The 22,740-nt window shown below is 68.5% G+C and carries 18 protein-coding genes, 1 pseudogene and 1 riboswitch; of the genes and pseudogenes, 4 read left to right on the top strand and 15 right to left on the bottom strand.

Annotation, left to right across the window (positions count from 1 at the left end; translation table 11 throughout):
• Positions 1-32 precede the first annotated feature (32 nt).
• From FNV62_RS36085 to rlmN, 5 genes are all read right to left on the bottom strand, one after another.
• Positions 33-833, bottom strand: coding sequence for a maleylpyruvate isomerase family mycothiol-dependent enzyme (locus FNV62_RS36085; RefSeq protein ID WP_143628309.1), 801 nt, complete (start codon positions 831-833; stop codon positions 33-35).
• On the bottom strand, positions 830-1,996 hold the full coding sequence (locus FNV62_RS36080; RefSeq protein WP_144315826.1) for an ABC transporter ATP-binding protein: 1,167 nt from the start codon (positions 1,994-1,996) through the stop codon (positions 830-832). Before FNV62_RS36080 ends, FNV62_RS36085 begins: the two co-directional genes overlap by 4 nt.
• Positions 1,996-3,648, bottom strand: a complete 1,653-nt coding sequence (locus tag FNV62_RS36075; RefSeq protein ID WP_225900481.1) for an ABC transporter permease — start codon at positions 3,646-3,648, stop codon at positions 1,996-1,998. Before FNV62_RS36075 ends, FNV62_RS36080 begins: the two co-directional genes overlap by 1 nt.
• A 35-nt stretch (positions 3,649-3,683) precedes the next feature.
• Positions 3,684-4,757: a thiamine ABC transporter substrate binding subunit gene (locus tag FNV62_RS36070; RefSeq protein WP_143652222.1), complete on the bottom strand. Its 1,074-nt coding sequence runs from the start codon at positions 4,755-4,757 to the stop codon at positions 3,684-3,686.
• 82 nt (positions 4,758-4,839) lie between these two features.
• Positions 4,840-4,958, bottom strand: a riboswitch (TPP riboswitch).
• Between the two features lie 25 nt (positions 4,959-4,983).
• Positions 4,984-6,090 carry a 23S rRNA (adenine(2503)-C(2))-methyltransferase RlmN gene (gene rlmN / locus FNV62_RS36065; protein ID WP_054235438.1) on the bottom strand — a complete coding sequence of 369 codons (1,107 nt, stop codon included), beginning with the start codon at positions 6,088-6,090 and terminating at the stop codon, positions 4,984-4,986.
• Between the two features lie 217 nt (positions 6,091-6,307).
• Between rlmN and FNV62_RS36060 the strand changes: the two genes are divergently transcribed.
• Positions 6,308-6,673: a DUF6479 family protein gene (locus tag FNV62_RS36060; protein WP_097286414.1), complete on the top strand. Its 366-nt coding sequence runs from the start codon at positions 6,308-6,310 to the stop codon at positions 6,671-6,673.
• A 101-nt stretch (positions 6,674-6,774) separates the two neighbouring features.
• Here FNV62_RS36060 and FNV62_RS36055 read toward each other — a convergent pair whose 3' ends face one another.
• The 5 genes from FNV62_RS36055 to rpsB all read right to left on the bottom strand — a co-directional run bounded on the left by FNV62_RS36055 (position 6,775) and on the right by rpsB (position 11,450).
• A complete protein-coding gene (locus FNV62_RS36055; RefSeq protein WP_097286413.1) occupies positions 6,775-7,905 on the bottom strand; it encodes a phosphatidate cytidylyltransferase in 1,131 nt (376 codons plus the stop codon).
• The gene (gene frr / locus FNV62_RS36050; RefSeq protein ID WP_054235439.1) at positions 7,905-8,462 is read right to left on the bottom strand and encodes a ribosome recycling factor; all 558 of its coding nucleotides are present in this window, start codon (positions 8,460-8,462) and stop codon (positions 7,905-7,907) included. The genes FNV62_RS36055 and frr overlap by 1 nt, the downstream gene beginning before the upstream one ends.
• Positions 8,463-8,632: 170 nt before the next feature.
• On the bottom strand, positions 8,633-9,403 hold the full coding sequence (pyrH, locus tag FNV62_RS36045) for a UMP kinase (RefSeq protein WP_054235346.1): 771 nt from the start codon (positions 9,401-9,403) through the stop codon (positions 8,633-8,635).
• A gap of 179 nt (positions 9,404-9,582) precedes the next feature.
• On the bottom strand, positions 9,583-10,419 hold the full coding sequence (tsf, locus tag FNV62_RS36040; protein WP_054235347.1) for a translation elongation factor Ts: 837 nt from the start codon (positions 10,417-10,419) through the stop codon (positions 9,583-9,585).
• Between the two features lie 95 nt (positions 10,420-10,514).
• Positions 10,515-11,450 (bottom strand): 30S ribosomal protein S2, encoded by a 936-nt coding sequence (rpsB, locus tag FNV62_RS36035; RefSeq protein WP_054235348.1) that lies wholly within the window; start codon positions 11,448-11,450, stop codon positions 10,515-10,517.
• Positions 11,451-11,720: 270 nt separating this feature from the next.
• On the opposite strand from rpsB, the gene FNV62_RS36030 reads away from it, so the two are divergent.
• Positions 11,721-12,326, top strand: coding sequence for a peptidoglycan DD-metalloendopeptidase family protein (locus FNV62_RS36030; protein ID WP_399222968.1), 606 nt, complete (start codon positions 11,721-11,723; stop codon positions 12,324-12,326).
• 327 nt (positions 12,327-12,653) lie between these two features.
• On the opposite strand, the gene FNV62_RS36025 is transcribed toward FNV62_RS36030, so the two are convergent.
• The 4 genes and pseudogenes from FNV62_RS36025 to FNV62_RS36010 form a co-directional block, all read right to left on the bottom strand.
• Complete coding sequence (locus tag FNV62_RS36025; protein WP_054235350.1) at positions 12,654-13,211, bottom strand: TetR/AcrR family transcriptional regulator; 558 nt, start codon at positions 13,209-13,211, stop codon at positions 12,654-12,656.
• 143 nt (positions 13,212-13,354) lie between these two features.
• Entirely contained in the window at positions 13,355-14,197 is an 843-nt protein-coding gene (gene whiG, locus FNV62_RS36020; RefSeq protein ID WP_054235351.1) for an RNA polymerase sigma factor WhiG, read from the bottom strand.
• 272 nt (positions 14,198-14,469) lie between these two features.
• A complete protein-coding gene (dprA, locus tag FNV62_RS36015) occupies positions 14,470-15,618 on the bottom strand; it encodes a DNA-processing protein DprA (protein WP_143628260.1) in 1,149 nt (382 codons plus the stop codon).
• A pseudogene (locus FNV62_RS36010) lies at positions 15,615-16,133 on the bottom strand (ATP-binding protein); the annotation flags it as partial. The gene dprA and the pseudogene FNV62_RS36010, both read right to left, overlap by 4 nt.
• Positions 16,134-16,447: 314 nt before the next feature.
• Between FNV62_RS36010 and FNV62_RS36005 the strand changes: the two are divergent.
• Complete coding sequence (locus FNV62_RS36005) at positions 16,448-18,547, top strand: DEAD/DEAH box helicase (protein WP_318658476.1); 2,100 nt, start codon at positions 16,448-16,450, stop codon at positions 18,545-18,547.
• Positions 18,548-18,556: 9 nt separating this feature from the next.
• Entirely contained in the window at positions 18,557-19,825 is a 1,269-nt protein-coding gene (locus FNV62_RS36000; RefSeq protein ID WP_144315824.1) for a hypothetical protein, read from the top strand.
• A 172-nt stretch (positions 19,826-19,997) separates the two neighbouring features.
• On the opposite strand, the gene FNV62_RS35995 is transcribed toward FNV62_RS36000, so the two are convergent.
• On the bottom strand, positions 19,998-22,577 hold the full coding sequence (locus FNV62_RS35995) for a DEAD/DEAH box helicase (RefSeq protein WP_164657649.1): 2,580 nt from the start codon (positions 22,575-22,577) through the stop codon (positions 19,998-20,000).
• Positions 22,578-22,740 lie beyond the last annotated feature (163 nt).

Raw genomic sequence — 22,740 nt, 5'->3', positions numbered from 1 at the left:
GGGCGGGCCACACGCCTGTCCGGGGGCGCCGGCTAGCCGAAGGTCGCCCGCTCCAGCCAGAAGTCCAGCAGCTCCCGCTCCCCCAGCACCTCCAACCGCCCGTCGTCCAGCGGCAGTCGGCGGTAGAAGGCGAGCAGGATGTCGGTGAGCGGGCCGCGCAGCGCGACGGTCGCCTTCTCGTGGTCCCGGCGCCAGAGGACACCCTCCTCGGTGAGCTCGACGACCCACTCGGCGTCGAGTTCGGGCGGGGTGTCGGTGGCGTGCAGGTGGATGCTGCGGCCCGGTCCGCGCAGTTCGGCCGCGGCGGCGTCGTGCGGCCGCGTCCGCTGCACGAACTCGATGATCCCCAGCCACTCGTCGATCGCGTCCGCGGCCACATCGGGCGCCACCTCGTACGGCAGCCCGGCCGCCAGCGTCGCGTCGGCCCGGTGGATCACCAGCTCGTGCGTCATCCGGCGGGCCCAGAAGCCGGAGCTGAGGTCCCCGGCCCAGGCCCACACCTTGGTGTCGGGCCCCGCCTCGCGCAGCGCGGCGACGAGCATCTCGCCGGTCTCGGCGAGCCAGGCGTCCAGCGCGGCGGGGTCGCCCTCGGCGGCCGGTCCCTCGAGGAGCGGCACCTGCTCGTCTGGGACGTTCTCCTGCGCCTTCGTGCGGACGATGAGCTCGACCCAGCGCAGCGCTCCGCCCGTGTGCCGCACGAGCCGCTCCAGCGACCAGTCCGGGCAGGTCGGCACGGTCGCCGACAGGTCGGCCCCGGACGTCACCACGTCCCTCAGCCGCCGCACCTCCAGCTCGATCGCGTCGCAGTAGCGGTCATGTGCGAGTAGCGTCATGATCCGCAGCCTATGGCGCCGGGCTCCCCGAGCATCACGATTTCGGCTGCCTCGAACGCCACACCGACCTCGTCACCGGGCGCGGGCGCCTCCCGCAGCGCGCACGCCGCCTCGATGAGCGGCGCGCCTTCCGGCTTCAGCTGTACGGCGACGTGGGTGCCCCGGAAGGTGCGTGCGGCCACGGTGCAGCGCAGCCCGTCCGCGGGGTCGACCAGCCGCACCCCAGCGGGCCGTACGAGAAGCGTGCCGGGGCCCTGCGCGGTGCCCTCCGGCACCGGGACCTTCCCCCACGGGGTGTCCGCGAGCCGATCGCGCACCGTCGCCGCGACCACGTTGTCGAAGCCGAGGAAACGGGCCACGAACTCGTCCGCCGGGTACTGCCAGACCTCAAGTGGCGTGCCGGACTGGGCGATCCGTCCCTCGCGCATCACCACGACCCGGTCGGCGAGCGCGAAGGCCTCGCCCTGGTCGTGGGTGACGGCGAGCACCGTCGTGCCCAACTCGCCGAAGAGCTGCCGGAGTTCGACGACCAGCCGTTCGCGCAGCGCACGGTCCAGCTGGCCGAGCGGCTCGTCGAGCATCAGCAGCCGGGGGCGCGGGGCGAGCGCACGGGCCAGCGCGACCCGCTGCTGCTCACCGCCGGAGAGGGCGGCGACGGCGCGTGCCCGGGCTCCGGGCAGCCCCACCAGCTCCAGCAACTCCTCTACCCGTGTGCCCTGTTGTTCCTTCGACGCGCCATGCATCCGCAGCCCGAAGGCGACATTGCCGCCCACGTCCCGCTGCGGGAAGAGCTGGTGGTCCTGGAACATCAGCCCGACACCCCGCTTGTGCGCGGGCACCCCGGCCTGGTCGCGTCCCGCCAGTAGCACGCGGCCCGTGTCGAGCGACTGCAGTCCGGCCACCGCCCGCAGCAGCGTGGACTTGCCGCTGCCGCTCGGTCCGAGCACACACACGATCTCGTGCTCGGCGACATCGAGGCCGACGGCGTCGAGCACCGGCCGACCGCCGAAGCGTACGGTCGCGGCCTCGACCCTCAGCAGGGCGCCGTGCGTCCGGGTCTGGGTCTCGGTCTCGGTCCAGGTACGGGTCCGGGTCCGGGTCCGGGGATGCTCCGTTGTCCCCTCCTGTGTCTCCTCCGTCGCCTGCTTCGCGAATCGCGCCATCAGAACTCCCCCGTCCGGTCGGTGCGGATGCGTTCCAACAACAGCAGGGCCACCGCGCACACCACCATCAAGATCGTCGAAAGGGCCATCGCCTGGCCGTAGTTGAGGTCACCCGCGCGCCCGAGCAGCCGGGCCACGGCGACCGGAAGGGTCGGGTTGTCGGGCCGCGCGATGAAGACCGTCGCCCCGAACTCGCCCAGCGACACGGCGAAGGCGAACCCCGCCGCGATCAACAGCGCCCGCCGCACCATCGGCAGATCGACCTCCCGCCACACCCGCCAGGGCGAGGCTCCGAGGACGGCGGCGGCCTCCCGGAGCCGTCCGTCCACCGCCCGCAGCACCGGCAGCATGGTGCGTACGACGAAGGGGACGCCCACCAGAGCCTGCGCGAGCGGCACGAGGATCCAGGAGGAGCGCAGATCCAGCGGCGGTTCGTCGAGCGCGATCAGGAAGCCGAACCCGACGGTCACGGCGGACACGCCGAGCGGCAGCATCAGCAGCGCGTCGAACCCCCGCACGAGACGCCCGGTCATGGAGGTCCCCCCGGTCGAGCGATGCCGAGACTGGGGGAGGGTGAGCGCGGCGGCCGCCAGACCGCCGATCACGACGGCGATGGCAGTGGCGGCCAGCGCGTACTCCAGCGAGTTGCCGATCGCCGCGATCGGCGCCACCAGGAAGATGCCGCTGTCGGCCGAGGTCAACGCCTTGTAGTACGCGAATCCGTAGCCGCCGGGTGCGTCCAGGGACCGCTGGACCAGTACCCCGAGCGGCAGGACGAGAAGAACGAGGATGCTCGCCAGGACTCCGCCCAGCAGCGCCCACTGGCCGGCACCGCGCGGCCTGCGCACGGTCGCCTCCGGAGCCACCAGGCGCAGGGCGGTCTCCCGGCGGCGTACGGTCCAGGCGTGCACGGCGAGGATCGCGCCGACCGCCACGAACTGGACGATCGTCAGCACCGCCGCGGTCGCGAGGTCGAAGATCTCCGAGGTCTGCCGGTAGATCTCGACCTCGAGGGTGGAGAAGGTCGGGCCGCCGAGGATCTGCACCACACCGAACGAGGTGAAGGTGAACAGGAAGACCATCAGCGCGGCGGCGGCCACGGCCGGGCTCAGCGCCGGCAGCGTCACCTTGCGCCAGGCCGCGAACCGCGAGGCACCCAGCATCCGCGCGGCCTCCTCCTGACGCGGGTCGAGCTGCGACCAGAGCCCGCCGACGGTCCGTACGACCACCGCGTAGTTGAAGAAGACGTGCGCGAGCAGAATCGCCCAGACGGTGGTGTCCAGCCGTACGCCCCACAGCTGGTCGAGGAGTCCGCCCCGGCCCACCAGGGCCAGGAACGCCGTACCGACCACGACCGTCGGCAGTACGAACGGGACGGTCACCACCGCCCGCAGCACCTGCTTGCCCCTGAAATCGAAGCGCGCGAAGACATACGCGCCGGGGAGCGCGATCAGCAGCGTGAGCGCCGTGGAGGCGAATGCCTGCCAGGTGGTGAACCACAGGACGTGCCGGATGTCGGACTGAGCGAGCACCTCACCGATCCGTCCGAACCGCCAGGCCCCGTCGGTCTTGAGGCCACGGGCGACGATCGCGGTGACGGGATAGGCGAAGAAGACGGCGAAGAACGCGACGGGCAGGGCCATCAGCCCCATCCGCGTCGCGCTCTCCTTGCGGCTCCTTCGAGGCGCTACTTCAGTACGAGCGAGGTCCACGACTTGACCCACTGGTCACGGTTGTCGGCGATCTTGGCGGGCGCCAGGGTCTCGGGGTCCTTGGCCTGCGGGCCGAACTTCACGAACTCCTCGGGCACCTGGGCGGTCTCGCGGACCGGGTACACGAACATGTTCAGCGGCATGTCGTCCTGGAACTTGACGCCGATGAGGAAGTCGAGAAGCGCCTTGCCGCCCTTCGTGTTCTTCGCGTTGCTCAGCAGCCCCGCGTACTCGACCTGGCGGAAGCAGGTGCCGCTCGCGACCCCGGTCGGCGCGGTCTTCGGCTTCGGGTTCGCGTAGATCACCTCGGCGGGCGGGGAGGAGGCGTACGAGACGACCAGCGGCCGGTCGGCCTTGGCCTTCTTGCCACCCGCGGACCCGGAGAACTCGTCGTTGTAGGCCTGCTCCCAGCCGTCGACCACCTTCACGCCGTTGGCCTTGAGCTTCTTCCAGTAGTCCGGCCAGCCGTCGTCCCCGTACCTCGCGGCGGTCCCGAGCAGGAAGCCGAGGCCGGGCGAGGACGTGGCCGCGTTCTCGGTGACGAGGAGGTTCTTGTACGCGGGCTTGATCAGGTCGTCGAAGGAAGCCGGCGGGGCCAGTTTGTGCTTGCTGAAGTAGGCCTTGTCGTAGTTGACGCAGATGTCACCGGAGTCGATGGGCGTGACCCGGTGCCTGTCCTGGTCGATCCGGTACTGCTGGACGATCTGGTCGGAGCCCTTGGCCTCGTACGACTGGAACAGCCCGTTGTCGAGCGCGCGGGACAGCAGGGTGTTGTCGACGCCGAAGAAGACGTCGCCCTGCGGGTTGTCCTTGGTGAGGATGGCCTTGTTGACGGCCTGCCCGGCGTCGCCGTCCTTGAGGACCCTGACCTTGTACCCGGACTGCTTCTCGAAGTCCTCCAGCACGCTCTTCGACACGGCCCACGAGTCGTGGCTGACGAGCGTGACGGTCTTGGAGTCCCCGGCACCGGCGCTGTCGGAGGACCCGCACGCGGACAGCGTGACGAGGCCCAGTCCGATGACGACGGCCGTGGTCGTCCTCTTGGTGATCACTGAATTCCTCCTGGGATGACCAGGAAGAGACGCGGCCCTGCCCGGGATCCTCGGAAGGTTCCCGGGCAGGGCGCAACAGCTTGAGTGATGCCCGAACTTCCTACCCAGAATGACCTGGGCAAGGTTCAGAGGGTCTGCGGTCCACCGGTGCTCCGGCTACCGCACTCTCAGCGCTGTGGCGCTCCCCTGTCGGAATATGAAGATGTGGTTGGACCTCGCCACATTACCGCTCGGTGGCGGCGAGCTGACCACAGGCTCCGTCGATCTCCTGGCCCCGGGTGTCCCGGACGGTCACCGGCACCCCGTGAGCCGCGATCGCCTCGACGAACGCCTTCTCGTCCTCGGGCCGCGAGGCGGTCCACTTCGAACCCGGTGTCGGGTTCAGCGGGATGAGGTTGACGTGCACGGGCTTGCCCCTGAGCAGCCGCCCGAGCCGGTCACCACGCCATGCCTGGTCGTTGATGTCCCGGATGAGGGCGTACTCGATGGACAGCCGACGCCCGGACTTGGCCGCGTACTCCCAGCCGGCGTCCAGCACCTCGCGCACCTTCCACCGCGTGTTGACGGGGACGAGGGTGTCGCGCAGCTCGTCGTCCGGGGCGTGCAGCGAGATCGCGAGGCGGCACTTGAAGCCCTCGTCGGAGAACCGGTGGATGGCGGGCACCAGCCCGACCGTCGACACGGTGATCCCGCGCTGCGAGAGCCCGAGCCCGTCCGGCTCGGGGTCGGTGAGCGCGCGGATGGCGCCCACGACCCGCTTGTAGTTGGCGAGCGGCTCACCCATGCCCATGAAGACGATGTTGCTCAGCCGCGCCGGGCCACCCGGGATCTCGCCGTCCCTGAGCGCCCGCATCCCGTCCACGATCTGGTGCACGATCTCGCCCGTGGACAGGTTCCGGTCCAGGCCGGCCTGTCCGGTGGCGCAGAACGGACAGTTCATCCCGCAGCCCGCCTGCGAGCTGATGCACATGGTCACGCGGTCCGGGTAGCGCATCAGCACGGACTCGACGAGTGTGCCGTCGAACAGGCGCCACAGCGTCTTGCGCGTGGTGTCCTGGTCGGTCGACAGATGCCGCACGACCGTCATCAGCTCGGGAAGCAGCGCCTCCTGGAGCTTGCCGCGCGCGGCGGCCGGGATGTCCGTCCACTCCGCGGGGTCGTGCGCGTACCGCGCGAAGTAGTGCTGCGAGAGCTGCTTGGCGCGAAACGGCTTCTCACCGATCGCGGCAACCGCCTCTTTGCGCTCGGCGGGCGTGAGGTCGGCGAGGTGCCGCGGCGGCTTCTTGGCTCCGCGGGGGGCGACGAATGTGAGTTCTCCGGGCTTAGGCATGGCCATACCAGTGTCGCAGATCGAATTGCGTGACCTGGGCCGCGAGCCGGGCAGGGGTCCGCCCTTGCGATCAGATCCACATTCCGCCGAGGACAGAGGCTTTCGTCTGATCACGCGTCCGGCCAGGCGTCCGGCGCGGTCGGGGCGGCTGTCGGCGTGGTCGAGGTGGCTGTCGGGGCGGTCGGTTCGTTGGGGAATTTGAGGGTATTTGCCTTATATGAGTACTGCATCGATGTATTTGGCGGAGCCCAGCGGTCTGATCAGCCTCGCGCTGTTCTTGATCGCCGTGGCACTCATCACACTCCTGGGCGGCAGCTTCTGGCTGAGCTGCCGTATGCGGACCCGCGCACCGCGTCTGCCACGCGCCGAGGAACAGCCGCATGTACCGCAGGGGGGTCCGGTCCGCGAGATGCGGGAGGTCCGGGAGCCCGCCGAGGTACCCAAGGTGGCCAAGGGCCAGCACGCTCTCACCCCGTACGAGCTGACCCACATGTCGACCCGTACGAGCCCGTCGCAGAAGCGCGAGCGCTGGCACGACGGCGGCAGCGGCTCGTTCGGCAGCGGTGGACTGGGTCACCACTGACCCGGGGCCGTCGGCCACCCGGCGAGAAGTCGTCCGGCCGCCCGACGAAAAGGGGCCCGCCGTCCTGTGGACGACGAGCCCCTCAGTAGCATGCGCGCAGGTCAGCCGGATCCCACGAAGAGCACCAGCAGCAGCCAGACCACCGGCGCCGTCGGCAGGAGCGAGTCCAGCCGGTCCATGATCCCGCCGTGGCCCGGCAACAGGGTGCCCATGTCCTTGATGCCCAGGTCCCGCTTGATCATGGACTCGCCGAGGTCGCCGAGCGTGGCGGTGGCCGCGACCGCGAAGCCCAGGATCAGCCCCTGCCACCACGTGCCGTCCTCGATCAGGTACTGCATGCACAGCGCGCCCCCGACCATCGCGAAGGTGACCGCACCGAACAGGCCCTCACGGGTCTTGCCGGGGCTGATGCGCGGCGCCAGCTTGTGCTTGCCGAAGCGCCAGCCGATCGCGTACGCGCCCGTGTCGCTGACGACCGTCAGCAGCAGGAACGTCAGGACGCGGCGGGGACCGTCGTCGGCGGTCAGCATCATGGCCACGAACGTCGCCAGGAACGGTACGTAGAAGGCCGCGAAGACGCCGGCCGTGACGTCCTTGAGATAGCCCTCGGGCGGTTCCGTCATCCGCCAGACCAGGACCGCCAGCGCGGTGAGCGCCATCGCCACCCACGCGCCCTCGGCGCCCCGGACGTAGCCGGAGACGACCATCGCCGCACCGCCCACCGCGAGCGGGACGAGCGGCGCCTTGATGCCCTTGCGCTCCTCGAGCCGTGACGTGAGCTCCCACAGGCCCACCACCACGGCGACCGCTATGACCCCGACGAACACGGCCTTGACGACGAACAACGACGCGACGATCACCGCGCCGAGCCCGACGCCGACCCCTATCGCGGCACCCAGATCGCGTCCCGCACTCTTCTTCTGCGGTGCGGGCGCGGGCTGTGGGACGGGGCTGGGCATGGGCTCCTGCGGCTTCTGCGACGGGGCCCCGAGGGATCCCGCCGACGGGGTGTCGTCGCGGAACAGGGGGCCGCTCAGCCGAGCGGCCCCCCGGTCGTCATCCTGGTCTCCGCCATGTGCGGGTACGTCGGGCACGATGGGCATGGGGCGAGTCTGCTGCGCGTTATGCGCATCGTATGCGGGACCCGCCGGGGCTGCCCCCTGGACAGGCCCCTGCTCGGACGGCCCCCAGTACCCGGCTTGTGGCGGCGCCCCCCAGGAAGAGTCGTTCATCAGACCTCGAGCAGCTCCGCTTCCTTGTGCTTCAGGAGCTCGTCCACCTGAGCGACGTACTTCGCGGTGGTGTCGTCGAGTTCCTTCTCCGCGCGACGGCCCTCGTCCTCGCCGACCTCGCCGTCCTTGATCAGCTTGTCGATGGCGTCCTTGGCCTTGCGGCGGACCGAGCGGATGGACACCTTGGCGTCCTCGCCCTTGGTCTTGGCGACCTTGATGTAGTCCTTGCGGCGCTCCTCGGTCAGCTCGGGGAACACCACTCGGATGATGTTGCCGTCGTTGCTCGGGTTGACGCCCAGGTCGGAGTCGCGGATCGCCTGCTCGATGTTGCGCATCGCGCTCTTGTCGAACGGGGTCACCACGGCCATGCGCGGCTCCGGCACCGAGAACGAGGCCAGCTGGTTGATCGGCGTCAGCGCGCCGTAGTAGTCGGCCACGATCTTGTTGAACATCGCCGGGTGCGCACGGCCGGTGCGGATCGCGGCGAAGTCCTCCTTGGCGACCACGACGGCCTTCTCCATCTTCTCCTCGGCCTCGAGGAGGGTCTCTTCGATCACCACTTGCTCCTGCGTGTCTTGAGTAGGCCCGGCAGCTGCTCCTCGTCGGGGTGGCGGCCGGCTGCGTCGCGTCTTATTCCTGCACGGTTCCGGACCGGCAGGACATTGTCCATCCCCCGGTCAGGGTCCATCCTCGGCCCGGACTTGTCCCCGGCCGAGGTCGGTCCCGGTCAGGCCCGGCCGCTTTGGTCACCCACGAGTGTGCCGATCTTCTCACCCTTGACGGCCCGAGCGATATTGCCCTCCGCCAGGAGCTCGAAGACCAGGATCGGCAGCTTGTTGTCGCGGCACAGCGTGATGGCGGTCATGTCGGCGACCTTGAGGTCGCGCGTGATGACCTCGCCGTAGCCGAGCGAGTCGAACTTGACGGCCTCGGGGTTGGTCTTGGGGTCGGAGTCGTAGACCCCGTCCACGCCGTTCTTGCCCATCAGCAGGGCCTCGGCGTCGATCTCCAGGGCGCGCTGGGCGGCGGTGGTGTCGGTGGAGAAGTACGGCATGCCCATACCGGCGCCGAAGATGACCACACGGCCCTTCTCCAGGTGCCGTACGGCGCGCAGCGGGATGTACGGCTCGGCGACCTGGCCCATGGTGATGGCGGTCTGCACACGGCTGTCGATGCCTTCCTTCTCCAGGAAGTCCTGGAGGGCGAGGCAGTTCATGACCGTGCCGAGCATGCCCATGTAGTCGGACCGGGCCCGGTCCATGCCGCGCTGCTGGAGCTCGGCGCCGCGGAAGAAGTTGCCGCCGCCGATGACGACGGCGATCTGGGCGCCGCCGCGCACGACGGCCGCGATCTCGCGGGCGATCTTGTGCACCACGTCGGGGTCGACGCCCAGTCCGCCGCCTCCGGCGAACGCCTCGCCGGAAAGCTTCAGCAGAAAGCGGCCCGCGCCTTTGCCGTCGTCGGTCTTCTCGCCCTTGTCGGCCTGGGTGGTGGTCATGGAGATCTCCTCATGGTGCACATACGAAGAAGGCCATTGCCGGTGGGGTGTTGTCTCCCATACGCGGCAATGGCCTCCTCGTCAGATCTGCTGTCGTCCGTCACGCACGCGCGCGTGTCGGCGTACGCGGACGACTGCTGCCGACCCTATAGGGGCCGCGCGTCGATCGCGGTACGGACTCAGATGCCGACCTTGATGCGCACGAAGCGCTTCAGGGTGACACCGGCCTCGTCCAGAACCTTCTGGACGGACTTCTTGTTGTCGAGCGCGTACGGCTGACCGAGGAGGGTGGCCTCCTTGAAGAAGCCGTTGACGCGACCCTCGACGATCTTCGGGAGGGCGGCCTCGGGCTTGCCCTCGGCGCGGGTGGTCTCCTCGGCGACGCGGCGCTCGGACTCGACGACCTCGGCCGGGACGTCCTCCTTGGAGAGGTACTTCGGCGCGAAGGCGGCGATGTGCTGCGCGACACCCTTGGCGAGGTCGGCGTCGGCCTTGTCCAGCTCGACCAGGACACCGATCTGCGGGGGCAGGTCGGGCATGGTGCGGTGCATGTACGCGGTCACGTAGGCACCGGAGAACTGGGCGAAGCGGTCCAGGACGATCTTCTCGCCCAGGTTCGCGTTGGCCTCGTCGACGAACGCCTGAACCGTCTTGCCGGGCTCGATCTCGGAGCCGAGCAGCGCCTCGAGGTCGGCCGGCGACGTCTTGACGACGTGCTGGGCGATCTCGTTGGCGACGGTCTGGAACTTCTCACCCTTGGCGACGAAGTCCGTCTCGCACTTCAGCTCGACCAGGACGCCGGAGGAGTTGTCGTCAGCGATGATGGAGACCACGGCGCCGTTCTCGGCGGAGCGGCCTTCGCGCTTGGCGACGCCCTTCTGGCCCTTGATGCGCAGCGCCTCGACGGCCTTGTCGACGTTGCCGTCGGCCTCGTCCAGCGCCTTCTTGCAGTCCATCATGCCGGCGCCGGTGAGCTCACGGAGCTTCTTGACGTCGGCGGCGGTGTAGTTCGCCATGATTCCTGGAATCTCTCTCGGAGTCTGAAGATCTACGGGCCGAACGGCGGGGGCTCGATGTGCCCCCGCCGTTCGTGACCCGAAGGGGTGAGGGGTCAGGCCTGCTCGGCGTCCGCGGCCGGGGCCTCGGCGACGGGGGCCTCGGCGGCCGGGGCCTCGACAACGGCCTCGGCCTCGGCCTCGGCGACAACCTCGGCCTGCTCGGCGTCGGCGACCTTCTCCGTCTCGGCGGAGGTCTGGACCTCGGCGTCGTCGGCCTTCTTCTCGCCCTCGAGCAGGTCGCGCTCCCACGCGGCGAGCGGCTCGCCCGCGGCCTTGTCACCCTCGGCCTTGCCGGCACCGGAGCGGGAGATGAGGCCCTCGGCGACGGCGTCGGCGATCACGCGGGTGAGCAGGGTGACGGAGCGGATCGCGTCGTCGTTGCCCGGGATCTTGTAGTCGACCTCGTCGGGGTCGCAGTTGGTGTCGAGGATGGCGACGACCGGGATGTTGAGCTTCCGGGCCTCACCGACCGCGATGTGCTCCTTCTTGGTGTCCACGATCCAGACGGCGCTGGGCACCTTCTGCATCTCGCGGATACCACCGAGGGTCTTCTCCAGCTTGGCCTTCTCGCGCGAGAGCACGAGAAGCTCCTTCTTGGTCAGACCGGAAGCGGCGACGTCCTCGAAGTCGATCTGCTCGAGCTCCTTGAGGCGCTGCAGACGCTTGTAGACGGTGGAGAAGTTGGTGAGCATGCCGCCCAGCCAGCGCTGGTTGACGTAGGGCATGCCGACGCGGGTGGCCTGCTCGGCGATGGCCTCCTGCGCCTGCTTCTTCGTGCCGACGAACATGACCGTGCCGCCGTGGGCGACGGTCTCCTTGACGAACTCGTAGGCGCGGTCGATGTACGACAGCGACTGGAGCAGGTCGATGATGTAGATGCCGTTGCGCTCCGTGAAGATGAAGCGCTTCATCTTCGGGTTCCAGCGACGGGTCTGGTGACCGAAGTGGACGCCGCTTTCCAGCAGCTCCCGCATCGTGACGACGGCCATGGCCGTTCTCCTTGGTGTTCTCGGTTGTGCCGCGCGTGCCGGACGGCACTCGCGCCTGACGCCCGCGATGCGCCTTGCCACGAGGGACCGAGGGGCGCTGACACCGGCTTTTGATGGCCGGGTGTCGGGGCGTGCGAAGTCGACCCGGTGACCCGGATCGCCACGAGAAGTGTACGGGACCCGGAAGGTGCAGGGTGACGCCGCTGTCCACAACCGGCCGGTGGTCCACAGATCCCGGCCATGATCCGTCAGATGCGGGACCGTTCTCGCATGCGAGCGAAACGATGTGTGCGTACGTGGCTGGGGTTGCTGTTGGGAATGGCGGTGACCGTGCTGGGTGCGCTGCCCCCCTCAGCCCTGGCCCGGGCGAACGGTCCGGCGCCGCCGTCCGCCGCCGGTCCACCGACGCCCGACGCGACAGTTCCGCCGCTCGCCCGCCTCTGGCCGGTGGGTCTGCGCCCATCGGTCCTGCGGGGTTGGGACCCGCCTGCGACGCCGTATGCCCGCGGCCATCGTGGGGTGGACCTCGTGGCAGCCCCGGGCGCCCCGGTCCGCTCCGTCGCGGCCGGCCGCGTCTCCTTCGCCGGGCGGGTCGCGGGGCGTGGCGCGATCGCCGTCGAACTGACGGGCACGGGCGCTCCGCCCCTGCGCACGACCTTCACCCCGGTACGGGCGACGGTGCACCAGGGTGACGAGGTGGCCGCGGGCGAGGTACTGGGCACGCTCGAACCGGGCGACGCCCACTGCGGGACGCCATGCCTGCACTGGGGCCTGCGAAGAGACAGAACCTACTTGAACCCGCTGTCCCTGCTCCCGCCCTGGCTCCTGCGCAGGGACCCGTCCCGGCTGCTCCCGGTGACGAACGCGCTGCCGTGAGAAACGCGAGAACCACGGGCCACGGCCACGCTTCAGGCCTGGCTGCCCGGCTTGCGCGGACTCAGCCCCGCGTCGGCATGTGCGACGAACCCCCGAAGCTCCGCCCGCCGGCCGGCACGTACGGGGTCAGGACACGCGTGTGTGGGGCCAGGACATGTGTGGGGCCAGGCGAGGCGTATCCACCCGCGGCAGGAGAGACACATCCATCCGCGGCAGGAGAGACATCTCCATCCGCACGGGGGAGCAACGCCTTCGCACAAAGCCCGCCGCCCGGGCCGGGCCGTCCGCCCCGTCGCCCCCGTCGGCGGGCACCCGATGCGCAGGGGCTCAGCCGCGTACGCCCCGTAGTGCCATACCCACCGCGGCGTCCGTGATCACGCCGGGCTCCTCCGCGGCCCCCAGTTCGATCCTCCGGACCGCCGCGTCGACCACGCCCTGAAGGAGCATCGCGGCCAGCCGGGGCTCGGCGTGGCCCATCTGCCGCAGCGCGTCGACGATCATCGCCACCAGCCCGCCGTGCGCCGCGCGGATCTTCTCCCGGGCCCCGGCGTCGAGCTCACTCGCGGAGATGGCCACGACAGCCCGGTGCCGCCGGTCCCCGACCAGGGCCAACTGCTGCCGAACGTACGCCTCGACCTTGCCCTCGGGTCCGTCCGCCGCGGCCATCGCCGCCGAGACCTCCGCAGCCCAGACCGGAAAGTCCACCTCGCACAGCTCTTCGACCACGGCCGCCCGGGACCGGAAGTACTCGTACACCGAGGACCGCGCGAGCCCCGTGCGCTCGGCGAGGGCCGGGAAGGTCAGCGCCTCCGTCCCGCCCTCGGACAGCAGGGACCGGGCCGCGTCCAGCAGGGCGGCTCGCTGCATCGACCGGTGCTCGGCCACGGAGGCCGCTCGAATCCTTGGCACGCCCTCCACTTTACGGACGGACCGCCCCGGACGGCAGTCACTCCCACCACCCGACAGGAACGCGCCAGCGAGGGGTGACGACCAGGCAGGGACGATTCAGCAGCTTGCCCCGCTCGAGCTCAGCGCCCGAAACTCGCCAGCTTGGCGCGCAACTGCAGCACCGACTTGGTGTGGATCTGGCTCACCCGGCTCTCCGTCACTCCCAGCACGTTCCCGATCTCCGCGAGCGTCAGGCCCTCGTAGTAGTAGAGCGTGACCACGGTCTTCTCCCGCTCCGGCAACGTGTTGATCGCCCGTGCCAGAAACCTCCGCAGCTCCCGGTCCTCGGCGACCTCCACCGGATTGTCCGCCGCGGTGTCCTCCAGCGTGTCCATCAGGCTCAGCCGGCCACCGCCCTCACCGCCGACGTGCAGCAGCTCCTCCAGCGCCACCACGTTGGCCAGCGACAACTGGCTGAAGATCGCATGGAGTTCCTCCACCCCGATCCCCATCTCGGAGGCCACCTCACCCTCCGACGGCGTCCGCCGCAGCCGCGCCTCGAGCGTCGCGTACGCACGCTCCACATTGCGCGCCTTCTGCCGCACCGACCGTGGGATCCAGTCCAGCGCCCGCAACTCGTCGATCATCGCGCCCCGGATCCGCGTGATCGCGTACGTCTCGAACTTGATCTCCCGCTCGATGTCGAACTTCTCGATCGCGTCGATCAGCCCGAACACCCCCGACGAGACGAAGTCGGCCTGCTCCACATTGGCCGGCAGACCCACGCTCACCCGCCCGGCGACGTACTTCACCAGCGGCGAGTAGTGCAGGATCAACTGCTCGCGCAGCCGCTCGTCCCCCGTCGCCTTGTACGACCGCCACAACTCGTCGAGCGTCGAGGGAGCGGGCGGGCGCACGCTACCGCCGTCGCGGGCGGCTGGGGGGATCGCCGCCCGATCGGACCCGGAGGTGTGCTGGGGCATTCGTCGCCTTGTGCCGTTCTGCCGTGAACTGGGGCTACCTGAGTGAGCTGTCGCGCTGATGTCGAGTTGCCTGTCCTGCGTCGGAATCCACGTGAGCGTAGCGTGACTGGAGCGTCGCAGTGCGCGAAGGGGAGCGGATCAACCGTGCGCAGATACGTTCCGCTGTGCGTCCCTCGGGGGCATGTTCGTCGCGCTCCGTGATCGCCGAGAGACATCAACTGCGGGAATTGCCAAGGCTGTCGGCGTTCGCCCGGACGGCCGAACACGCTCGGTCAACACCCGTGGCGATCGCCGCGGACCGAGATCATTGCCTGGCGTGTCAACTTCCAGCCGTCGCCGTGTCGTTCGACGAAACCAAGTGATCGGAGTTCGTACAGCCTCCCGACCGCGTCGTCCGTGGTGGTCCCCGCCCCGCGGGCGATGTCCTCCGCTCCCGCCAGACCGCGCGCCGGCAACGCGGCCAGCACACGTCCGGCGCCCGGATCCAGCAGGTCACGCGGCAGCACGGGCCCGCGCCGGTCCGGGGCCAGCTCACCGATGTCGCCCACCAGTTCGGCGACGTCCGCGGCGTCCGTGACCAGGACCGCTTCTCCGCGCAGCAGCTCGTGCACCCCGGCCGACAGCCCGCTGGTGACGGGGCCCGGCACCCCCATCGCGAACCGTCCCAGCCGCTGCGCCGCCCGCGCCGTGACCAGCGCGCCACTGCGGTACGCGGCCTCGACGACCACGGTCCCCCGGGTGAGCGCGGCGATGACCCGGTTCCTGAGGATGAATCTGCTCGGCGTGGGATGGTCACCTGGGGGCAACTCCCCCACGACCAGCCCCTGTTCGGCAATTCTGGTGATCAACTCGGTGTGTCCGCGCGGATAGGGCCGGTCGACTCCGCAGGCCAGCACGGCGACGGTGGCGCCGCCCGCCCCGAGGGCGCCCCGGTGCGCGGCGCCGTCCACCCCGTAGGCACCGCCCGACACCACCACCCAGCCCCGCTCGGCGAGCCCGGCGCCGAGCGTGGCCGCCATATGGGCCCCGTACTCGGTGCAGGCCCGGGCTCCGACCACGGCGACCGAGCGCAGCACCCATATCCGCAGGCTGGGCCGCCCCCGTACCCACAGGCCGATGGGACGTGTGTCGCCGAGGTCGTCGAGTTGCGCCGGCCACTCGGGGTCCCCGGGGCACACGAACCGGGTCCCGGCCTCCCGCGCCACCGCGAGGTCCCGCTCCGGATCCGCCCGCTCCGCCCGGGCCCGCAGTCCTGCCCAGCGCTTGTCCGTCACTCCCCGTGGTTGCTCGCCGCCCGCGACGAGCCGCCGGACCGCCTCCGCGGCACCGACCGCCCGCAACCAGCGCCCGCAGACCTCGTCGCCCGGTTCGATCACCCGCGCGAGGAAGGCCCGCTGGAGCCTCTCGTCCTCCTGGCTCACGACAGCGCGCCGATCGCCATCGGTACCCCACGGGGGACCCCGGTGCGCAGTTGCAGGGCGAGGGCGACGTCCGTCGCGCCGGGTCGGTCGTGTCCCACCAGGTCCGCGACGGTCCAGGCGACACGCAGCACCCGGTCGAGGCCCCGGGCGGTCAGGGCACCTCGCTCAAGGCTCCGCTCCGCCTCGTCCATCGCGCCCAGGGACGCGTACCAGCGGCTGCGCAGCTCCCGGCCCGGCACTTCGCTGTTCGTCCGCCAGGGCGTGCCCGCCAGCCGCACGGCGGCCCGCTCCCTGGCCGCCCGCACCCGGTCGGCGACCGTCTCGGTGGATTCGCCCCGCGCACCTCGCTCGGTCAGCTCGGACCGGGTGACGCGGTCCACCTCGACCCGCAGGTCGACGCGGTCGAGCAGCGGCCCGGAGAGCCTGGCCTGGTAGCGGCGGATCATGGAGGGCGGGCACTCGCACAGGTCGTCCCGCTGCGAGAAACGGCCGCAGGGACAGGGGTTCGCCGCCAGCTTATGGGGGTCCTTCATCTCTGTCCGTTGTCCGTTCTAGTCACAGCCCCACTCACCCGCAGCCCGCATACGTCGGTCCGTACTGACAGCCGACTCAGCTCGTCCTCTCGCTTCACCCATCACTCAGCGCGACCGCGATTCCCGGCGAGGCGTACAAATAGGACTAACTTCCCCAAGTGGGTGACCGTGATCATTAAAGGCCTCCAGAGGCTCGGGAGCGTCGATCGAATACGCGCCCACGTCACGGCCGGCGAGCCATGCACCACCGGTAGCCGCTGACGATGCCCTTCGCCGCAAGTACCCCCGGAGTGTCAGTGGCTGCGGATAGCCTTCGAACCGTCAGCTGGGCTAAGCAGAGGGGGAGTAGAGCTCTCGTGGTCGATCTTGATCCTCGTCGATTCTTCAGCTCGTCACAGCGGCAACGGCTATATGAGAACGCTGAAGGCCGCTGTCAGCGATGCCTCGAGCCTCTGAATGAGGGGTGGCACGCGGATCACCGCATCCCCTGGGCCGACGGCGGGCGGACAGAAGTAGAGAACGGGCAAGCCCTATGTAATCCCTGCAACCTGCTCAAAGGACGTGATATGCACTACCGCGACGCCTTCGTCCCCCGCCCGTTTCAGGCCAACCTGATCGACCGCGTCCTTGAACGGATCTCCGCCGGCGAGGACCGCACGGTGGTGCTCGCGTCCCCCGGATCAGGCAAGACCCTCGCCTACCAGTCGTTGGCTACCCGGCTGATCAGGGAGGGGATGATTGACTACATCGCGGTCTTCGCCCCTCGAACGGCACTGGCGGAGCAGTGTGAGATCGGCTGGATGACGACGGACACCAGCGGGAACGTCACCGGCGGCCTGTGCGAGCTATTCGACGCCACCAAGCGGCTCGGAAAGATTCGCCACGTTGTCAACGAGGTACCGCTCATCCCGAGCAACAAGCGCAACAGCGGCTTCGTCGCCACCTACAGCGCGCTGGTCACGAACGAGGAGACCTTCGCCCGGTGGGCCACCCGTCACCAAGGACGCTTCCTCTTGGTGGCCGATGAGGCCCAGTTCTGTGGGGACGACACCGACGGTGGCGGAACCCGCGCTGGCGAGCTGATCAAAAGGCTGCACGAGTACGCCCTGCACACCTTGCTGCTGACCGGTACACCCTACCGAGCCGACAATCAGAAGCTGATCCTCGCCGACTACGAGCCGCACCAGGACTCCGGAAAGGAACGGCTGGTCCGGCACGCGGAGGCTACCTATATCGACGGCATCGCCGAGAACTACCTCCGAACCTTCGAGATGAAGCTCACCGACGCGCGGATTTCCAAGCGCACCATGAGCGACCCTGAGACTGGCCGCGGCGACAGCCTCTTGGAGTTCAACCTGTCTGACGACGGCAGCGAGCTGAAGGCGGCACTGAAGGACGAGCGGACCTGGCAACCGCTGGTCGACCTGGTGGTCAAGTCAATCCGGGACAAGCAGAAGTTCAACCGGGCCTACCGCGGCCTGATCTCCTGCATGCAACAGGCCGAGGCGAAGAAGGTCCTCAAGTACCTGCAGGAGACCTATCCCGACCTACGGGTCGGCCTGGCGGTCTCGGCCGACGCTGGGGCTGCCGGCCAGGCCTTGACCGACTTCAAGTTCAAACCGATGGACCTCCTGGTGACCGTCCGCATGGCGTTCATCGGTTACGACTGCCCGGAGATCACCGTGGTTGGCGTGCTGACCAACTACCGCGACGAGGGGCACCTGCAGCAGTTGGTCGGCCGTGGCCTTCGGGTGTGGAAGGAGGGTCCGCGGGCTCGTCAGCAGTCGTGCATCATCGTCGCTCCCGACGACCCCAAGATGCAGAACTTCCTCAACGTTCTGCGCGACGAGGAGATGCAGGGCCTGCGAATCCTCCAAGAGCGAGGTGAGGCGCTGGACGAGCGGGAGCCGGGCGAACCCATCCAGGAGGCCTTCTCCTACGTGGAGTCCTCGGTCGCGACTACTACTCGAGCGGCCAGCAACGATACGGACGTTGAGGCGGACGACTTCCTCCTGATCGAGGGCTACAAGGTGATGGCGGACTCCGGCGAAGACGCCACCAAACTGAAGAAGATCCTTGAGTTCGCTGGGGTGAGCGTCCAAAACGAAACTGTTCCCCCACCTCGGTCTGAGCCTTCCGCCGCCACGCCGGCCGCAGCTCCGAAGACGGAGCGGGCCCAGATCGAGGTTCTCAAGTCGAAGGCTGCCGACGCGGTTAAGAGCGAACTCGCACGGCGCGGCGTGACACCGGACAAGCCCGGCTACGCAGATGCCATGACCAGGGCGAACTTCGCATTGAAGCAGGCCTGCGGATTTAGCGCGGACGAAACGAATACGCTCCAGAGGGCGGAGAAGCGGCTCCAGGTGGCTCTGAACATCAGCAAGCACCTGGCTTAGGAGACCTAGATGACCGTGCGAGTCGAGTCCAACAGCTATCTCACGGAGGAACAACAGCGGGTCTACCAGCTCCGCACCAGCCTTGAGCGCAATGGCGGGACCCCCGGCGGGTTCCTCGACTTGCTCGCGGCGGTCGTCGAGGAGGGTACCTGGCGGCAGGTTCCCTCCGGCGTCAATGTCGGCCAGCCTTTCGCCTCCTTCACGGAGTTCATCGAGGCCAAGCCGCCCTTCGGGCTGGGGCACAAACCTGAGTACGTGCTGAAAGTTCTCCAGGTTCCCCATCCCAATGAGGGTGTCCCTGAGATCCGTCGACGCATGGAAGCGATGCGGGGCGCGGTCCGCGCGATGCTCGCCGAGGACGGGATCACGGGATACAGCGAGGAGCAGCGGGACCGGGACATCAAGGCGTGGTCCGCCCTAGACCGGTCGGGCGGCTGGTGGCTTGCGTTTTTCGTGGCCTGTCAGGTGTCCAAGGGCGCGGACGGCAAGCAGCCTGCAGCCAGCCGCCCCGCGAAGATCTCCGCTGCCGAGTTTGCGCGCCGGTCGGGGACCTCACCGGAGCGTGTCCTGCGCTATCTGCAGGCCTGGGAGGCAGCAAGGGAAGGTGGTGTGGTCCAGTCCGGGACCGCTGACCTTTTCCCCGGGCACGAGCCAGTTGACCTTCCTGATGAGGACGTCTGGGGCCAGTTCTACAGCTCCCGCCGAAGCTCTACTTCGGAGCGGAGCGCCTTGGTTGCCGCAGCGGCCGAGGTAGCCGGCATCCGGCCCACCAAGGCGCTGGAGGTAAAGGAAAATCCCACGGCGCTGAAGGTAGCGATCATCGCCGATCAGCGGACCGCTGAGGCAGCGAAGCAAGCGTTGGAGGTACGAGCAGCCGAGACGCGGAAAGCCGAGCGCGTCGAGTACATTCGGCGGGTCGCAGATGAGGGCAAGGTCAAGTCTCCCGCTGGTCTATCAATGGACCTGCCCGCCCAAGCCAAGGAGAAAGCCGCCACCTACGTGGCGGTGGTCCAGGACGAGAAGGCCACTCCAGAGGCGGTCGCCGAGGCATATGAGGCAGTTCAGGCGCTCATCGTCGAGACGGTCGCCTCGGACCCGGAGATTTCGATCCGGGAGCAGCGGACGCGCTTCACCAAGGCGATCACTACCACTGTAAAGAACATCGAATCCATCGACCCTGATGACCTGATCGCGGTCGCTGACGACGATCTTCGGGCTGTCATTGCCGCCGCGCAGAAGCGGATCAACGACCTAGCCGCACTCATCTCACGCCCGTGAAAGAATCCAGCGGCAGCTAAGTGGCAAAGGCCGTGGATCCCGTGCGAGAGTCGCAGGATCCACGGCCGTCTCACGTCTGCGGTGCCTCTGGCCCCGATCAGCCAACTCCCGCAATGCGGCCGAAAACAATCTCGGCTATGCTCCGCCGGGTTTTCCAACGGCGCATCAGCTCTCAGCCGCCCGGACGAATCCGATTCTGCGTGAGACGGTTGATGACTTGACTCGGCAGGCACCCGTGTTCCGTCATCACCGACCGGACGTACTGTCGCAGCGTCTGCTCTGCCTGGATGCCTGACGCACCGGTGAGCAGATCACTCCACACGGTGGATATGTCGCCGGCGATCTGCTCGACGATCTCGGTCGAGGCGAGGTAGACGTTTGCGTTCGCGGCCGGGGCGTGCTCTGGATCAACAGTGAGGCGGTCCGACACGATGATTGCTGGACTGCCAGCGGGCGGGTGATCCATAGAGCGATCCGCCGCCAGCTGGTCGAGCTGGGTATTCGCCTGCCGGATATCGTGGAGCGGCAACAGGCCGTCGGAGTGCTGTTCGGACTTGGCCTCAATGGTCATCCATATTGCGGTGCCCCATACCCAAGCCGAGTCGCATCGCCCCTTTCCCTTGGGCTTGGACGCCTCAGCCCCGAGGAACAAGCCGAGGCTGGTAAGCCCGCCCTCGTAGACCGTTGAGTCGTCCTGCGCAAGCGCCTCACGCATCTTCTGCAGGTCATCATTGACGCGATTCGGGCGAAGCTGGCCGCGGAGGCGTGCCACGATCGCGTTCACGGCGACCACGTCCATGCTCACGAGCGGGACTTCCTCGGTCCCGGGTAGTGCGGGCATCTCTTTGAGCCAGGTGCCCCGCACGTTCGACGCGGCTGCCGCCTGGCGTACGAGCTCCCTCGCCCGCGCTCGCTGGATCTCATCCTCCGCGCCGAGATGCAGCCAGATGCCCGAGAGATACAGCAGGAGACCGCGATAGCCACGGGTGCTGTCACCGCCAGCACCGACCTGTCGCGCCGCCTCTTGAAGCTGCTCGCTGGCAGCGACCCACTCACCGCGGAAGGCCAGGTGCCACCCCTCGACCTCAGTAGCGGCCGAGGATCCCAGAGCGTCCGCACCCGGCGACTCGACTTTTGCGGCGTCCCGTCTGAACTCCGCCACGAGCGGCTCGCCGTCCTCACGCCAGGCGGCGTCGTGCTCAAGGAACATCTCAACGTTCTCGACGACCTCGTCGGGATCGGTACCGCGACTGTTCTGCCAACCGAACTCGACCTCAGCCTGCAACTCAGGCTCAAGAGCCTCACGGTTGTCCGGCCGACTGAAATACCTCGTGATGTCCGATCCCAGCACCACGACGACGGCGTAGTCGTTGGGGCCGCGGGTACACCGTCCCGCTCCCTGGACGATGCGTGTCCGAAGACGTTCGGCGAGCGCAGCGCTCGCTTCGGCACGCTCGCTGAGGAACTTATCCTGCAAACCGACCGCGTCCGGCTTCCCACCGAGCACTACAATCCGGCAGGCTCGACCGGGCAGGTCTAGGCCGTCGTAACGGTTCGCCAACCCGAGTACCCCCGTCGGCGCCTTGGCGAAAGCGTCGAGGCCTCGTTCGACGTCGTCCCGGCCCAGCACGGGAATGCTGTCGCCCGCGAATGCTGCTGCAGCCGCTTCTGTCTTCGCCGAAGTCTCTTGGCTCAGCACCAGAGCCTTATTCGTGACACCGACGATCCGTTTGGTCAGACCGAGCGCATCCCCACCCGCTGTGAGGTCGGGAAACACAAAGAGTCGACGTCCGGAGCGCGGTGGAGTCTTGGTGGGGAGCGGCATCCTGACGATCTGCGGACGACCAAACGCTCGCTCTAGTTCTCCCCCGGATCCTAGTGTCGCCGAGAGGTAGATCCGCTGCCCAGCGCGCGAGAAGATCCGATTCTCAAACGTCGGCGGGATCATCGGACGGATCTGTATCCCGCCGTACGACAGGTACACGCAGCACGACGCCAAGCCCGACCTGATCATCGCGAAATCGAACTTGTATGGCTCCGGAAGTGTCGCGAGCACGGCATCGAACTTTGCGAGCGCCTTCGGATTGATGGCGGGAAGGAGCAGTCGAACCTGGTGGTGTGCCCCTGGGTCAGGTTCGCCCCTCAGCCGCTGGAGCAGCAGCCCGGATAGGAACGGGGACAGCGCGGCGAGGACCACTTCGTAGGTTTCGGGGTCCTTGTAGCGGTGGATGGCGACGCCGTACTCTGCGCCGACGAACTGCTCGCCAGCGTGCGCGTCGTCGAGGACGATCAGACGGGGTTCTGGAAGCTTTGGGCTGCTGTTGAAGATCGTGCTGTAGGTGGTGATGCCGATCGCCTCGGCGCCTTCCACGTCACTCTGTTCGGCGGTGTCCCAGCCCTTGTGGCTCCCGATGAGCAGATGACTTGGCACGCCCTCGCGGCGCGCTGTCGCGAGCACCTGCCGCGCCAACTGCTTAGTCGGAGTTGCGAAGATGACGGGCCCTTCGCTCTTCTGACGCACCCACTCAGCGACCAGAAGTCCGGGAATCGTCTTGCCGGATCCCGTCGGGAGCTCAAGCGCGAGGTCTGGCGTCTTGTGATGGTGTTCGGCGTACGCCCGGATGACATCGCCTTGGTGCAACCACAGCCCATCGACCGCGGCGGTAGTCCGAGGCAGCGTGCCACTGAGGTAGAGCTCCTCCGGCGAAGGGAACTGTTGCTGGGCGCGCTTGGTCTTGCCTTGAAACGCCAAGGTCTGGCTCCCGTCTGTCGTTGTCGAGCCCTTGGTCCTATGGATGGTGGGTAGCTGGTCCTTGGAGCGGCTTCTGGGGCGCGAGTGCCAGCGTGGAGGGCTTTGTACTCAGAGGGCAGAGAGTGCCCCGGGCCCGCCGTGTGAGCGTCGCAGGTCGAACCAG

This window comes from Streptomyces sp. RLB3-17 (assembly GCF_007113425.2).
Lineage (GTDB): Bacteria > Actinomycetota > Actinomycetes > Streptomycetales > Streptomycetaceae > Streptomyces > Streptomyces mirabilis_D.
The sequence above is the reverse complement of the archived record's forward strand: the minus strand, read 5'-3'. Positions and strand labels throughout refer to the sequence as shown.